The following is a 13,651-nucleotide window of genomic DNA, read 5'->3' as shown; positions in this document are numbered from 1 at the left end:
GATCCTCCATTCGGAAGATATCGGCGTGAGCGCCACCTGCGTGCGCGTCCCGGTCTTCTTCAGCCACGCGATGAGCGTCTGGGCGGAATTCGAACGGCCCATCAGCGCTGCCGAGGCGCGTGCGCTGATGGAAACGGCGCCGGGGATCGAGCTCATGGACGACCCCACGGCGGAGCGATACCCCACCCCGTTGGACGCTGCCGGTAATGACCGTGTGTTGGTCGGGAGGGTGCGTGCGGACATCTCGCGGCCCGGGGGCATTACGTTCTGGACGGTAACCGACAGTATTCGCAAGGGGGCGGCGACCAACGTTGTCCAGGTGATCGAGGAGGCTGCGCGCCGCGGCTTGATTCGGCCGCGTGCAGGCGTCCGGTGATAGGCTCTTCGACTGCGCTATAGGCCGCGGCCCTGCCATAATGCGGACGAATACCTTCGGAGTTCGCACATGGCATTCACAGTCAATCCTGAGAAGTTTCGTTTTCCGGCCGAGTTCGGTGCGGGGGTGAAGGGCAAGCGTGTCCTCATCTCGGGGGCCGGGAAGGATGGCGGGCTCGGCCAGTCGTTCGCGCTCGCTGCGGGGCTGAACGGCGCGGAAAGCGTCGCGGTGCACTTCCATTCGTCCTACGACGACGGTTTGGACCTGGTGGACTACCTGCGGAGCCAGGGGGTCAATGCGTTTCCTCTGCAGGCGGACGTTACGAACATGGGGGACCTTTGGGCGAGCCGCAGCTACGTCATCGAAAAGATGGGCGGGATTCCGAATCTGGTGATCTGCAACTCGGGTCTGACCGAGAAGGGGTACTCCTTTGGCCGATCGCTTCGGGAAGTCGAGGGCGAGTCGATGGCGATGCGCCGTGCGCGGGTCCGGCAGGCGTTCATCAATAATTTGAACGAGACACGGCTGGTGCTCGACACGAAGATCGACGGATTCATGGCGATGACGCACCTTTGGTCGGGCGAGGCCGTTTATGCGAACGAGCCGATCGAGTTCGTGTACATCTCGTCTCGGCAGGCGATCGACCCCGGGGTGAGCGTTCCGGGGTACGCGATCGCCAACTGGGCGGTGCTCCAGCTGCCGAAGGTCTTGCAGGTGAATCTCGGCCGCAATGCCGAGCTGGTGACTGCCTTTTCTGTTCTCTACCCGTTCGTGCGGACTGGTATGACGAGCGAATACGCGGAGAACCCGAAGGTATTCGGCCGCTGGCAGCCCCGGATGTTGGAGACATTCGAAGCCGCTGAGGGCTTCATGCAGCTGCTCGCGCAGCCACGAGAAGTGATCGACCAGGGGATGTTCGAAGCGATCGTGGAGCCGCTGCCGGAGAGGGGCGACCGCGCCGTGAAGTTCACGTGGAAGCAGGTCCGCTTCGACATCCATGAAGAGTTGACCCCGTTCAGCGCGCAGCGACCACTGGAGTTCGCCTGACGCGACGATAATGGGCGGGCCCAGGGGGAGATATTCTGTCGAGCTCGAATCGGCCCGGGTGCTGTTCGTCAAAAGTATGTGAAGGTGAGTCCAGGGCGTCATAAGTTGCTTGGCGAGGTAGGCCCGCGGTCGCTCATAATCGCGGCGTTGGAGGCGGGGTGGTCGGGCAGCCCTCCTCGTTGACCGGACCGCAAGGCCGCTCGTCAAGGGGGGAGCCGGAACGGTGTCACGGCGCCGGACCGGCGAGGCTGCAGAACCGGACGCCCATCCGGCTCGCTCCGGTGGGAATCCGACCCGCAGCGTAGAGGGCCGTCGCGATTTTGCGGCCGCGCCCGGTGCTCGATGAACGTCCTCCAACTTCGGGAAGGAGCCGCTTTCACCTCCAGGGGTCAGAGAGCGGCTCCTTTCTCTGTTTTGCCCCGTGAAAGGACGCTCGGCAGCGGCGCAGCCTCGGCGCATCGTTTGCCAATCCCGCGATGGAGGCGAAGCATGCGGGGCGAACCGCGTTCGACGGTGAGCGGGACGGCCACGGAAGTGCTCGCGCGGCTGGGCTAGGCGATTCGCACGCTGGAGACTAGGCGTCTTCGCATCGTTGGATGTGGAGCTGCCGGGAGGGGCTAGGGGGCGGTGGTGCGGTTCGGAGGCTCTCTTCAGGCGATGCCAGCGCGCAGAGGGAGGACCGCTGGTTTTGCGCCCGGCTCGAAGGCCCGTTTCCACTAGCCGGGGAGCGGGCGTAGCATGGTCAGAGGCTCGCCGCCGGCACTTGCCATGCGCACTGCAAACTTCGTGTTCTCGATCGTCAGCATCATCCTCGGGGTCGTCCTGATCCTCTTTCTTCTCACCCAGGCAGTAGAGTGGAATATCGGCATGGCAATCGGTGTCGTTCTCATCCTCAACGGGGCGGTTCGGCTGTGGTTCGCGCAGGACGACCGATAATTCACGGACCGGGAATGAACATGGAGAGGCCGACGGGATGACGGAAGGCTGGCAGACGCTGCTCGTTCCGGTAAGTCGAGAGCCGGCCAGCTTGGAGGCTGTCCGGTTGGCCGCCTGGGTGGCAAAGTCTCGGAGGGCGAGGGTCCACCTCGTTCACGTCATCGAAGTGGTTCGCTCGCAGCCGCTGAATGTCGAGTTGGAGGCAGAATCGCGGCAAGCCCAGCAGCTCCTCGAGCGTGCGGGGGAAGTGGCGGCGGAGGCGGGGTTTCCAGGCGTGAAATCGACCGTGGTGCAGTCGCGCGAAGCTGGGCCCGCAGTGATCGAAGAGGCCCGGGCTCAGCAGGCGGATGTCATCGTGCTGGGGCTTCCGCCGTTCGAAGGGGAGGACCGCCCGTTCGCCATTGGGTCGACGGCAGAATTTCTGCTGCGGCATGCTCCGTGCGAGGTTTGGCTCGTGCGGCTACCGATGCACGCAGCCTACCGAGGAGGTCACCGGGTGCGATGAACGTGGTCATTATGGGATGTGGGCGTTTGGGTTCGCGGATTGCCGCGATGCTCGAGCGGCAGGGCCATGCCGTGACCGTGGTCGACATCAACGAGAGCGCGTTCCGGCGGCTTCCCGAGGGGTTCGGGGGGCGCAGGATCGTCGGCAATGGGATGGACCTTGCGACGCTGGAACGCGCCGGTATCCGGGACGCGGATGCTTTCTTCGCTGTGACCCAGGGCGATAACCGGAATTACTTCGCAAGCCAGGTAGCGCGGGAGATTTTCGGCGTTCGGCGTGTGCTTTGCCGGGTCTACGATCCGGTCCGTGAGGGAATTTTCCGCGACCTTGGGCTCGAGACATTCAGCCCGACGAGCTACGGCGCTCAAATCATGATCGATATGCTGTTGAACGAGCCAACCCGGAGGTAGCCCGTGTACATCATCGTCGGCGGCGGTGGCAAAGTCGGCTTCCATCTCGCCCTGGAGCTCATCGAACAGGACCACGAAGTGCTCGTCATCGAGCAGGATGCGACGCGAGTGGCGAACATCCGCGACGAGCTGGCCGGCAACGTCTTGTTCGGCGATGCATGTGAGGCGACGACGTTGGACGCTGCCGGCGTGAGCAGGGCGGATTTGGTAGCGGCGGTGACCGGCGACGACGAAGACAACCTGGTGATCTGCGACCTCGCCCGCTACCGGGGTGTGAAACGGACGATCGCCCGTATCAACAACCCGCGAAACGAGCTCATCTTCCGGAAGCGTGGCATCGAAACGACAATTTCTGCGACTCAGGCTGTGCTCGCGCAGATCGAGCAGGAACTGCCGACGCAGTCGATGATCCCGTTGCTCCAGCTGCATTCAGGGCTCGAACTCATCGAAGTGAAGCTTCCTGAGACCTCGCCGGTGGTCGGGCGTTCGGTTCGAGAGATTCTTCTCCCGGCCGAGTCGCTCATCTCGTTGGTCGTCGATCCGGGTGGGGTTCCCAGGATGCCGAGCGGGGATACGCGCCTCCATGCGGGCGATGCGCTCGTGGTGGTGGCTCCGAAGGACAGCCTCGACATGCTCCGGGAGCAACTCGTGGGTTCGACCCACGGGCTCGACACCTAGGCGAAGAACGATGGTGCGGATTGCCTATCTCGGGCCTCCTGGAACGTTCGGCGAGCTCGCTGCGATGCGGTACGACCCTACGGCCGAGCTCATGCCGTTTCCGTCCCACGCGGCCGTGGCAGCGGCCGTCGAGTCAGGGATGGCGGACGTCGGCGTGGTGGCCATCGAAAACCTCATCAACGGCTCGGTCCAGGAGACGCTCGACATCCTCATCCACGAGACGGATCTCCAGATTCAAGCGGAGCTCGTGGTGCCCGTTCGCCACAACCTCGTCGCGCGACCGGGGACGCGGCCCGCGGATGTTCGGGTCATCTACTCTCATCCCCAGGCGTTGGGTCAGTGCCGGCGATTCCTGGAGCGCTGTTTCCCACGCGCGCAGGCCGAAGCTGCGCTCTCGACTACGGAGGCTGTGGAGCTTGCCCTCCGGCGGGATGGGGATGCCGCGGCCATCGCCACTGAGCGGGCAGCAGAGCTGCTCGGTGCCGAGGTGCTTGCGCACGACATCCAGGACTCGGAAAACAACGTTACGCGGTTCCTGGTTCTGGGCCGTGGGCTGGCGGCACCGACGGGCAGGGACCGAACATCGATCGCGTTCACGCTTGCCGAAGACCGGCCAGGCGCCCTCGCGAGTGTGCTGAATGCGTTCGCGGATGCGAACATCAACTGCACCAAGGTCGAGAGCCGACCGACGAAAGCGACGTTCGGCGAGTACGTGTTCCTCGTCGACTTCGAGGGGCACCAGGATGACCCGGTGGTGCGCGGCGTCCTCGAGAAGATTCGGACCCTCGGGGCCGATGTGAAGGTTTTCGGGAGCTACCCTCGTGCCCATTGAGCGCAGTGGCCATCGGATGGTGTGAAGATGCCGGCTGGTCGGTGAGGCCGCCGGAGACTGTGAGGGTCTATGGGTAGTACTCTTGGCAGCTCATCGGCCAGACGAAGACAGCACCATTCCCGTAGCAGCGGTCGTAGCCGGAACCTCCATTGAGGGTCTCGAAGTTGCCTGGGCCGCCGATGAGCACGTCATTGCCGGCCTGGCCTCTGAGGTTGTCATCTCCGCCACCCCCGACGATACAGTCGTCACCTCCGCCACCGCTGAGCGTCTCCGAGGCCGGGGTGCCAAGAACCAGGTCATTTCCGCCGCCGCCGGAACCTCCGTAGACGATAGACGTAAGCGCCATGCCCGCGCATTGGGGGGGTGCCAGCTGTGCGATGGAGAGGGGCACCTGGGACGTGCCGAGGAGTGTGGGGGGAACTGTGTTCGATGCTGCCGAGGCGGTGAGCGCGACGAGGAGGGTCGTGCCGGCGAGCAATCCCGCCGCTACTCGGAGCAGCGCTCGGGGGCTCACGCCGCGCGCTCCGTGCCGTATTCGAGGGGCGGACCGGCATACCGATAGACCACTGCACCGTCGCGGACGTAACAGATGTGGGCGTCGGGACGGATCTCCTGGAGCACGACTCCACCGATACGCTCGGCGACGCGTTCGAGGTCGTGAAGGCTGGCGACCTCGATGACTTCGGCTGCTTCGAACGGGGTACCGCCGGCGATGCGAACTGCGAGCGTTGCTCGCTCTTTTCCCCATCCGCGTCGGGCCGCGGCGGTGAGAAGCCCGAAAGCCGCCGCCATGGCAAGCACTGAGCCGGCAGCTCCGACCAGTCGCGCGGCGAGGACTGGTAGTTCAACGAACCAAATTTGGACGGAGTTCGTGACCCGCTGCTGGGCGGTCGCAGTGCCAGCTTCGGTCGGAGCGAGGGCCTTCTCCGGGGTTCCACTGTTGAGCCATAGACGGCTGCGGTCGAGCGCGAGCGGGAGCGCGGCAGCATCGAAGTTCGTCTTCAGCGCAACCCCGTCGAGACTTCCCTCGACGGCGATGCGGGGACGAATGGTGACGGTGTAGCGGTCGCTCCGAACGTCGGATTGCGCCTCGAGCGTGCCGATTTGGTCGAGGACGTCGGCGAGCCTGAGGGTCCCGGTAGCTCGGAAGCTGGTGCCCTCGAAGGAGCCAGGCTCGGCGAGCGGGATTGTCCGCTTCCAACCTGCGGTATCGCCAATCTCGGCCACGAGGTGGTATGTGCCGCGGATGTCTGCCGCGGCTGGCGAGCTGAACTCGTAGTCGAAGGCGAAGTTCACGGCGTCGCTCAAGCGCAGGTATACCGGCTCGCCGGTCGTGGCCCGACCTGCGTCGTAGATACGGCCGTCGGCGGAGTCGGCCTCGTAGCTGAAGCTGCCGTGCTGGGTGTAAGGGCGCTCGGCGGGCACCTCCTTTTCGAGCCCGCTGGCAAATCCGACCCAGGCGAGCAGTCCGAATGCGATGGCAGCGGCCAGCAGGAGCACGAGGGTGTCTTGCCAGTTTCGGATGACGGTATTCATGAGAGGTCCTCCCTTCCCGGGACTAGGACTCGGGCGCACGAACTGCGCCTTGCCGGATGGGCTACCGCCGAGCAGGCCGGCGAAGGCGAAGAGGAGCACGAGCCCGCCCCAGAACGGCGAACGAAGGTGCCAGAACAGTTGGCCGAGGCGAGGTACGTGAATCCAAAGCCGCCCAACGACTTCGCCCCTCCCCGGGTGGTATGAATCGAGGAAGTCGTTGTTATCGCCCTCGAGGGTGAACCGACCGGCTTCCTCGGAGACGATGCGGTGGATAACGAAGCCAAGGTCTGGATGGCGGTAGGTGACGACGTCGCCGGGCCGGTAGTCGTCGGCAGGGCGTACGAGCGCGAGGTCGCCCCGATGCATGCCAGGCTCCATCGAGTTGCCATTGACGATGACATAGGCGGTTTGGCCGCCGAGCTGCTGTGGAGCGAAGAACACCCAAGCGAGCAGTACAGCGACGACGAGAAGCGCCGTCGCTACGGCAGCGCCGGGGCGGAGCCTGGGGGCCTGTGCGAGTTGGAACGATTTGCGAACCCTGCCCAAGGTCTCCCGCTCCTTCTGCAGTTACTGTCCCGCGACGACCCGGAGGCCGGTGACGGAGGCGACGTTTGCGGTGGTCGTGCAGGTGATGGTGGCGCCGGTACCGCACGGAGGTGACCAGGTTGCGCCGCCATTGGTCGAGATGCGCACCGTTCCCCCCGCCGGGACGCTTGGCGAGATGCTGAAGGTGACCGACGCGAGCTGCTGTGGATTGATGGGATCGAGGTTGTAGTGGACGTTCGTGACGGTGAACCCGCTCACCGCTGCCGAGCCATCGCCCGCGCGGCTCGCGGGTACGGTGTTGGTCGCTGCGAATCCGTAGGATGCCGCGGTCACCACTGCCAGGAGGCCGACCAAGACCGCGCGGCGGTGCAGGTGCAGAATACGAACGATCATGTGCGCCCTCCCCGGCGCGCCCGCCCGGGAGCGACTTCCCGGGCGGGGCTGGCATCGACGGGGGACCAGCGTGACCGGCGCTGGTCCTGGACTCGACGTCGTCGCTACTGGGCCGCCACGACGCGGAGGCTGGTGAACCCGCTGCCGATGGGCTGCGGGGAAGAGAAGGTGCAGGTGAGGTTGGTGGTACCGGTGCAGTTGTTGGACCAGGTGGCGCCACCATCGAAGGAAATGCGGGCCGTGCCGCCCGCGGCGAGCGCCGGGCTAATGTCGAACGTCACGGAGTCGGCGTTGGCCGGGTTGGTGGCGTTGAGGTTGTAGTGGATGTTGGAGACGGTGTAACCGGAAACCGACCCGCTGCCGTCACCGGCATTGCTCGCCGGGACCGTGTTGGTGGCTGCGAAGCCAAGCGCCGAGACCGCGACGATGGAGAAGACCGCGGCAGCCATCAGGCGCCGGGGGCTCCTCAAAGAATGAACGAACATGTGCTCTCCTCCAGGACGTTTTGGCGGGCCCTCCGCCGTGGTGTGGGGCGAACGCCCTCGGTGATGAAGTTCGTCAGGGTTTTCCCTGAGCGAAGAGCGAGAGGCGGGGCTATACTTCATTGCGTACTACAACATTCCGTAAAAGAGATTGAGTTTCGCCGCTACTTGCCGATTGAGCGTGAAAACGGGAGCGAGGGAGAGTCCGGAAATGCGTGTGAAGAAGCCGGCGTTGCAACCTGGCGTCATCGAGCGCACGATTGAGCTGTGGACGTCGAACTGTACCGTGAGATGAGGGAAGCGCTGCGGCGGGGCGAACCGGTGGCGCTCGCGACGGTAACACGGGCCCGCGGCTCGACTCCGCGGAAGCCCGGTGCGAAGATGCTCATCCGCCGGGATGGTTCGTTCATCGGGACTATCGGCGGTGGATGCGGCGAGGCGGAAGTCTGGCAGGAGGCGATGGCTGCGCTCGAAGATGGCCGCCCGCGAACGGTGGTGGTGGACCTTACGGAGCCGACCGACGGCGAAGACAAGATCTGCGGCGGAGTTATGGACGTATTCGTTGAACGACTGGGGTAAGCATCGTCAGGGTCGCTCACTCTGGTCGCCGTGGTAGCATCAAGGTAGCGCCCGGGGAGCCGGGCCGCAGGAAGAAGGTAGCCATGTTCGGTTCGCTTGGAGCTCCGGAGCTTATCATCATCGCGCTCGTGATCGTTCTCATTTTCGGAGTGGGGAAGATCTCCGGCCTCGGCCGTGAGCTTGGGACTTCTATCAAGGAATTTCGCCGCGCTGTGAAGGACGAGGACGAAGAGTCCCGGAAGCAGGCGCAGCAGGCTCCGGCGCCGCAGTCATACCAATCTGTTCAGGCACCGCCGCCCCCTCCCGTGGCAGCGCAGCCACCTGCGGCTCCGCGACCGAATAGCGAAGCGAATCAGGGCAACGAGCCGAACATCTTTTGAGCCCTTCTGATGCGGCAAACCTTGCCGTTCAATAGCGAAACCGGCCTTGTGAGCAGGGAGGGCCGGTTTCTTCGTTCGCGTATCGGCAATTCGGGCGAACGAGGCAATCGCCGCAGCGCGGCTGGCGCTTGCGACAGAGACGTTTGGCATGGAGGACGATGAGGGCATGCGCCCTGGCGGCCCCGGCTGCGCCGCTCCAGCGAGGATGTGGCGCGACGGCGGCCGCGAGCCATGCCTGCCACTGTTCGTAGGTGTCGCTGCTCGGACCCACTCCGAGGCGGCGGAAGGTGCGCATGGTGTACGCATCGACCACGAATACGTCCCTGCCAGCGGCGTAACAGCAGATGCAATCGGCGGTCTCGGGGCCGATGCCCCAGGTAGCGAGCAAGCGCCGTCGAAGCTCGGGTGTCGGGAGGGCGAGGAGGCATTCGAGGCCTCCGGCAGCGAGACAGGTGGCAGCGAAGGCGAGGAGCTTGCGAGCTTTTTGGCGGAACTGACCACTGGGCCGGACGAGGTCTTCCAGTCGGTTGAGGTCGGTCGTCGCTATGACGACGGGGTCGAGTGCGCCCGCTGCGCGGAGCCGTTCGACCGCCCGTTCGGCGTTGGTCCAGGTGGTGTTCTGGACGAGGATGGCCCCAGCACAGACTTCGAAGGGATGGGTTTCCGGGTCCCAATGCCACCGTTCGTTTCCGTGCATGGCCTCGAGCGCTTCGAGGAAACGAACGACGGGCGGGTTCATACTGGTGCGACCGTTTCTGGTGGCAGGGTTGGGAGCTGGCCTGTGCGTTCGGTTCGCCAGGTGCGGTAGGCGACTGCCCCCACAATGATCGCGCCACCGACGACGGCCCAGGGGCCCGGGGTCTCGCCGAGCACGAGGTAGACCCAAAGGGGATTGAGAACGGGTTCGAGCATCCCTATCAGCGAGGCTTCGAGTGCGGCGACCGTGCGCATCGCGTAGCCGAAGAGAAGGTAAGCGAATCCGATTTGGACGACTCCGAGGAAGAGGAGTCCGGCGAGGTCTCGAAGGGACGGGAACAAGGTGCCGTCTGGATCTCGAACGAGGTTCACCGGAAGGAGGGTGGCGACGAGAACGAGGTTGCCGAGGAGCATGGCGAGCGGGCGAGTGGCCTCGCTGCACCCTGGCGTTCGGAGGAGCAGGAACATCGCTGCGAGGGTCACGCCGGAGGCGGCGGCGAGCAGGTTGCCACCGAGGGCGTCACCTTGTATGCGGCCGACGAAAAAGAGACTCATGCCACCGAATGCGACGAAGACGGTCGCGATGTCGAGTCGGGTGGCCCGTTCGCGCAGGAGGAGAGGGCCGGCGAAGAGGAGGTACACGGGGGCGGTGTATTGCAAGAAGATGGCATTTGCCGCGGTGGTGAGCTTGGTGGCGGCGACGAACATGACGAGCGTGAGCGCGTAGGTTGCGGCGATAGCCCAAGTGACCGGCGAGGAACGCCAGGGGAAATCGGCTCGAGGCTTGACGAGAATGGCGATGGTGATGGCGGCGAAGAAGGACCGCCACATCGTCACGGCGAGAGCGTCGAGCGAGACCCACTTGATGAACAGCCCACCGGTGCTCCAGAGGATAGCCGCGGCGAGCACGGCAAGGAGGCCGCGCTGACGGGCGGTGAGGGCCGCTGCGGCGTGGCTTGGCGCCTTTGCTCGATCCATGAAGGAAGTTTGCGGCGGCTACCGGTTGGAGCAAAGTGACAGTGTGCGTGGACGGGCCTTTGCCAAATAGCTATGCTATCGATAGTGCAGCTGGTGGGACGATAGGCCCGCATCTGCCACCACGCAGGAGGATGTCGAATGTCTGTCGAACCCGGCGCGTCGGTCGCGCTCGTGAACATCACCGAACGGGCCGCTGAGAAGGCCCGTGCACTCCTCGAAGCCCGCGAACTGCCGAATGGCGCATTGCGCGTTTTCGTTGCCGGTGGCGGCTGCTCCGGCTACCAGTATGGGATGGCTCTTGCCCGCTCCTCGGAGGAGGACGACATCGTCGTCGAGCAATTCGGCGTCCGGATACTCATCGACCCCGAGAGCGCCCGGTATTTGGAAGGGGCCGAGATCGATTACGTGGACGATATCATGAAGAGCGGGTTCAGCATCTATAACCCGAATGCCGTCAAGAGCTGCGCTTGTGGCTCGAGCTTCCAGGCGGCGGACGGGAGCGGCCAGCCTCGCGCCTGCTGCTAGGCCGCCGGTCGGTCCGGTAGGGATTGGCATCGTTACGAGGGAGGCGAGTTCGCCTCCCTCGTCGCGTTTGGGGAAGTCCCGGCACGGTCGGCTACATGAGGCGGCGGAGCAGATGGGTTTCCGTGGTGAGGAACACCATCGTGGCGCGGGTGGCAGCTCGGAGGCGGGCAAATTCGGCGTCGGTGACAGCCATTTCGTCGAACTTTTCGAGCTCTGCGAGTGAATCGAACTCGGCGACGATGGAGACCCCGCTGGTGTGTCCGGTCATCGAGCTCCAGACGCTGGTTGTCGCGTCGACTCCTCGCTGCTTTTGATAGTCGAGCGCGTTGGAAACGGCGAGCACGAACTCGCGGTGGTGGCCTGGCTGCACCTCGCCGCTGAGCACCCGCATGAACTTCCTGGGGGCCGTCGCCTCTTCGGAGGTCATGAGGCCTTCGGAATGATAGGCGAGGCGGTGGATTGAGACTTCGACGTGGTCGTACACCATGTGGGTGCGCACGGCGCGTCGAACCTGGGCGAACCGCGCATCTTCGGTGGCGAGGTCGGTCCACTTTTCGAGGTCTTCGAGCGTGTTGAAGTCGGCAGCGATAAGAACGCCGTTGTTGCGACCTGTCATGGAACCCCAGACCGCGGTTCGAGCGCGGATCCCGCGTTCGAGCTGGAAGTCCGTGGCGATGCGCATGGCTTCAAGGAACTCACGCGTCTTGCCCTGGGACACGATTCCGGAGAGGACTCGTCGGTACATTGGCTCGAACCTCAGCGGCTGGGCTGCGTGCCGTGCCGCGCGGCAAGTCTACCAGAGGGTCTGGCTTTGGTCGGCCCCGGTATAATGCGGGCGATGGCGCTCTACGTTGCCTACTTCACCTTCAAGCCCGGTACCAGTGTTCTTCAGGGGCTCGAAGCGTTCGAGCGACGGAAATCGTTCCAGCATCCACGCGGTGCCGATGTGCTGACGGAGCTTTGGGTGAATGCCCCGGAGGGGTTTCCTCAGGTGGTCCTCGCCTGGGAGGCTGAGGATGAGGGACCGGGCGACTACTACGAGGCGGCGTGGGGTGACATTTTCGACATCACGATCGCGCAGGCCACCAGGCCGGTGACCGAGCTTCCCGCGGAGCTGCCTGAGGAGGTCCGGAAGCGAATGGAGGGCGCGGGCGGGGCCTAGGGAGGCGATATCACTGGGGGTTGGTCGGCCGCGATCTGCGGCCGGAATGGGCGGTTCGGGGATTCGTCAGCGGCCCTTGAAGACGGGCTCTCGGCGCTCGGCGAAAGCAGCGAGTCCTTCTTTGAAGTCTTCGCTCTGGAAGAGCGGCAGGAGCTGGAGATAGATGTGGTCGACTGCTGCCTCGAAGGTTTCCTCCATGCCGAGTCGCATCATGCGTTTGGTTGCCTGGACGCTGAGGGGGGCGTTGTTGGCGATCTTCGTCGCCCAGGCGCGTGCTTCGGTCATGAGCTGGTCGTGGGGAACGACCTTGTTGACGAGGCCGAGCTCGAGCGATCGCTGGGCATCCAAGACGTCGCCGAGGAAGGCGACTTCGGCCGCCCGGGCCCAGCCGAGCAGGCGGGGGAGGTACCAGCAGCCGCCGCTTTCGGGGAGGACGCCGCGCTTCGCGAAGACGGCGCCCATCTTCGCATGTTCGCTGGCGATTCGGATGTCGCAGCCGAGCGCAAGGTCCATGCCGTAACCGGCTGCTGCGCCGTTGAGGGCGCAGATCATCGGCTTGTCCATGCGGTTGATGACAATCGGGGGCGAGTTGTGGAGGTCGAAAAGTTGGTAACTTCCACGCCCGGGCTGGATGGTGCCGTCGCTGCCGTTGGCTGCCTGGTCTTTGAGGTCGAGGCCCGCGCAGAATCCTCGGCCGGCCCCGGTCAGGATGACTACCCGGACGTCTCGGTCGATGTTCGCTTCTTGGAGAGTCCGGGAGAGTGCGCTGAGCATGGGGCCGCTGATAGCGTTGAGCCGGTCGGGCCGGTTGAGGGTGATGGTGAGGATGTAGTCGCTGTGCTCGACGAGCAGTTCAGGGGTTGGGGAGGGCGAGACCACCGGGAATCTCCTGTAGGGGCGAGATAGCTGCTGCGGAAGTGTGGCACCCTCCCCCGGCGGCGGCAAGCGCGGAACTCAGCGCTGCTGGAGGTACTCTCTCAAGGTGAGGCCGGAGCGGTGGACGTCGGCAGCGACATCGCGGCCAACGTACCTGATATGCCATGGTTCGTAGGCGTAGCCGGTGATGGATTCTTTTCCGTCCGGGTAGCTCACGATGAAGCCGTATTTCCATGCATTCGCTTCGAGCCACTCGGCCTCTGGTGTCCCGGCGAACGCTTCGAGCATGAGACCGCGGGCGCCGACGTCGACGGCGGTGCCCAGTTGGTGCTCGGAGTGACCGGGGCGCGCGCTGGTGCGGCTCGCGTAGGCCTCGCCGTAGAGCTGGACCCAGGTTGCGTAGGTTTGGGCCTGCACGTCGTAACTGCGGTAGGCGCTGTTGACGGTCAGCTCGTAGCCAACAGCGCGAGCGGCGTCGAACAGGTCGAGGAGGGCATGCAACGCTTCGCGGCGGAGGTACTGCGGGCCTCCGACGGAGATGTTCTCGGGGAGGCGGACGAGATCGGCTGGCTCGCAGTCGGCCGGGAGCCGATGTTGTTTGTCGAGCGGGGCAAGGATATCGCCACAGGGCACGACGATGGTCCCATCGAGCCCGGGGGTCGGCTTTGCGGTGGGCGATGGGGTGGGTGTCGGGTCAGCGGGGGTCGTGGCTGG

19 protein-coding genes and 1 pseudogene are annotated in these 13,651 nt (G+C 64.8%); 11 read left to right on the top strand and 9 right to left on the bottom strand.

Going from position 1 to position 13,651, the window contains the following annotated elements:
- The 7 genes from VAE53_RS06160 to pheA form a co-directional block, all read left to right on the top strand.
- A partial coding sequence (locus VAE53_RS06160) for an Asd/ArgC dimerization domain-containing protein (protein ID WP_322818496.1) occupies window positions 1-376 on the top strand: 376 nt, incomplete at its 5' end.
- Window positions 377-445: 69 nt separating this feature from the next.
- Complete coding sequence (locus VAE53_RS06155; protein ID WP_322818495.1) at window positions 446-1,423, top strand: SDR family NAD(P)-dependent oxidoreductase; 978 nt, start codon at window positions 446-448, stop codon at window positions 1,421-1,423.
- A 768-nt stretch (window positions 1,424-2,191) separates the two neighbouring features.
- Window positions 2,192-2,359: a hypothetical protein gene (locus VAE53_RS06150; protein WP_322818494.1), complete on the top strand. Its 168-nt coding sequence runs from the start codon at window positions 2,192-2,194 to the stop codon at window positions 2,357-2,359.
- A 37-nt stretch (window positions 2,360-2,396) separates the two neighbouring features.
- Window positions 2,397-2,864: a universal stress protein gene (locus tag VAE53_RS06145; protein WP_322818493.1), complete on the top strand. Its 468-nt coding sequence runs from the start codon at window positions 2,397-2,399 to the stop codon at window positions 2,862-2,864.
- Entirely contained in the window at window positions 2,861-3,274 is a 414-nt protein-coding gene (locus VAE53_RS06140; RefSeq protein ID WP_322818492.1) for a TrkA family potassium uptake protein, read from the top strand. Before VAE53_RS06145 ends, VAE53_RS06140 begins: the two co-directional genes overlap by 4 nt.
- 3 nt (window positions 3,275-3,277) lie before the next feature.
- Window positions 3,278-3,952 carry a TrkA family potassium uptake protein gene (locus VAE53_RS06135; protein WP_322818491.1) on the top strand — a complete coding sequence of 225 codons (675 nt, stop codon included), beginning with the start codon at window positions 3,278-3,280 and terminating at the stop codon, window positions 3,950-3,952.
- Between the two features lie 10 nt (window positions 3,953-3,962).
- Window positions 3,963-4,784: a prephenate dehydratase gene (gene pheA / locus VAE53_RS06130; RefSeq protein WP_369294032.1), complete on the top strand. Its 822-nt coding sequence runs from the start codon at window positions 3,963-3,965 to the stop codon at window positions 4,782-4,784.
- 67 nt (window positions 4,785-4,851) lie between these two features.
- Here pheA and VAE53_RS06125 read toward each other — a convergent pair whose 3' ends face one another.
- From VAE53_RS06125 to VAE53_RS06110, 4 genes are all read right to left on the bottom strand, one after another.
- A complete protein-coding gene (locus VAE53_RS06125) occupies window positions 4,852-5,298 on the bottom strand; it encodes a hypothetical protein (RefSeq protein WP_322818489.1) in 447 nt (148 codons plus the stop codon).
- Entirely contained in the window at window positions 5,295-6,866 is a 1,572-nt protein-coding gene (locus tag VAE53_RS06120) for a signal peptidase I (RefSeq protein ID WP_322818488.1), read from the bottom strand. Before VAE53_RS06120 ends, VAE53_RS06125 begins: the two co-directional genes overlap by 4 nt.
- A 21-nt stretch (window positions 6,867-6,887) precedes the next feature.
- Window positions 6,888-7,259, bottom strand: coding sequence for a hypothetical protein (locus VAE53_RS06115; RefSeq protein WP_322818487.1), 372 nt, complete (start codon window positions 7,257-7,259; stop codon window positions 6,888-6,890).
- A 104-nt stretch (window positions 7,260-7,363) separates the two neighbouring features.
- Window positions 7,364-7,708 carry a hypothetical protein gene (locus VAE53_RS06110; protein WP_322818486.1) on the bottom strand — a complete coding sequence of 115 codons (345 nt, stop codon included), beginning with the start codon at window positions 7,706-7,708 and terminating at the stop codon, window positions 7,364-7,366.
- 300 nt (window positions 7,709-8,008) lie between these two features.
- On the opposite strand from VAE53_RS06110, the gene VAE53_RS06105 reads away from it, so the two are divergent.
- Both VAE53_RS06105 and tatA read left to right on the top strand, forming a co-directional pair.
- Window positions 8,009-8,320: an XdhC family protein gene (locus tag VAE53_RS06105; RefSeq protein ID WP_322818485.1), complete on the top strand. Its 312-nt coding sequence runs from the start codon at window positions 8,009-8,011 to the stop codon at window positions 8,318-8,320.
- Window positions 8,321-8,403: 83 nt separating this feature from the next.
- Window positions 8,404-8,571 (top strand): annotated as a pseudogene (gene tatA / locus VAE53_RS13180) (twin-arginine translocase TatA/TatE family subunit); the annotation flags it as partial.
- Window positions 8,572-8,728: 157 nt separating this feature from the next.
- On the opposite strand, the gene VAE53_RS06095 reads toward tatA, so the two are convergent.
- Both VAE53_RS06095 and VAE53_RS06090 read right to left on the bottom strand, forming a co-directional pair.
- The gene (locus tag VAE53_RS06095) at window positions 8,729-9,439 is read right to left on the bottom strand and encodes a hypothetical protein (RefSeq protein WP_322818483.1); all 711 of its coding nucleotides are present in this window, start codon (window positions 9,437-9,439) and stop codon (window positions 8,729-8,731) included.
- Window positions 9,436-10,374: a DMT family transporter gene (locus VAE53_RS06090; protein WP_322818482.1), complete on the bottom strand. Its 939-nt coding sequence runs from the start codon at window positions 10,372-10,374 to the stop codon at window positions 9,436-9,438. The genes VAE53_RS06095 and VAE53_RS06090 overlap by 4 nt, the downstream gene beginning before the upstream one ends.
- Window positions 10,375-10,512: 138 nt before the next feature.
- Between VAE53_RS06090 and erpA the strand changes: the two genes are divergently transcribed.
- Complete coding sequence (erpA, locus tag VAE53_RS06085; RefSeq protein ID WP_322818481.1) at window positions 10,513-10,899, top strand: iron-sulfur cluster insertion protein ErpA; 387 nt, start codon at window positions 10,513-10,515, stop codon at window positions 10,897-10,899.
- Between the two features lie 91 nt (window positions 10,900-10,990).
- Here the strand turns inward: erpA and VAE53_RS06080 are convergent, their stop codons facing one another.
- Window positions 10,991-11,644: a hypothetical protein gene (locus VAE53_RS06080; RefSeq protein WP_322818480.1), complete on the bottom strand. Its 654-nt coding sequence runs from the start codon at window positions 11,642-11,644 to the stop codon at window positions 10,991-10,993.
- 93 nt (window positions 11,645-11,737) lie between these two features.
- Here VAE53_RS06080 and VAE53_RS06075 point away from each other — a divergent pair, with 93 nt between their 5' ends.
- Complete coding sequence (locus VAE53_RS06075; protein WP_322818479.1) at window positions 11,738-12,061, top strand: hypothetical protein; 324 nt, start codon at window positions 11,738-11,740, stop codon at window positions 12,059-12,061.
- 66 nt (window positions 12,062-12,127) lie between these two features.
- On the opposite strand, the gene VAE53_RS06070 is transcribed toward VAE53_RS06075, so the two are convergent.
- Window positions 12,128-12,940 (bottom strand): enoyl-CoA hydratase, encoded by an 813-nt coding sequence (locus VAE53_RS06070; RefSeq protein ID WP_322818478.1) that lies wholly within the window; start codon window positions 12,938-12,940, stop codon window positions 12,128-12,130.
- A gap of 75 nt (window positions 12,941-13,015) precedes the next feature.
- The coding region (locus VAE53_RS06065; RefSeq protein WP_322818477.1) for a M15 family metallopeptidase at window positions 13,016-13,651 on the bottom strand (636 nt) is incomplete at its 5' end.

Origin of the sequence: Tepidiforma sp. (assembly GCF_034432735.1) — a bacterium.
Classification (GTDB): domain Bacteria; phylum Chloroflexota; class Dehalococcoidia; order Tepidiformales; family Tepidiformaceae; genus Tepidiforma.
Note: the sequence above shows the minus strand (reverse complement) of the source record. Positions and strands in the feature narration are given on the sequence as shown.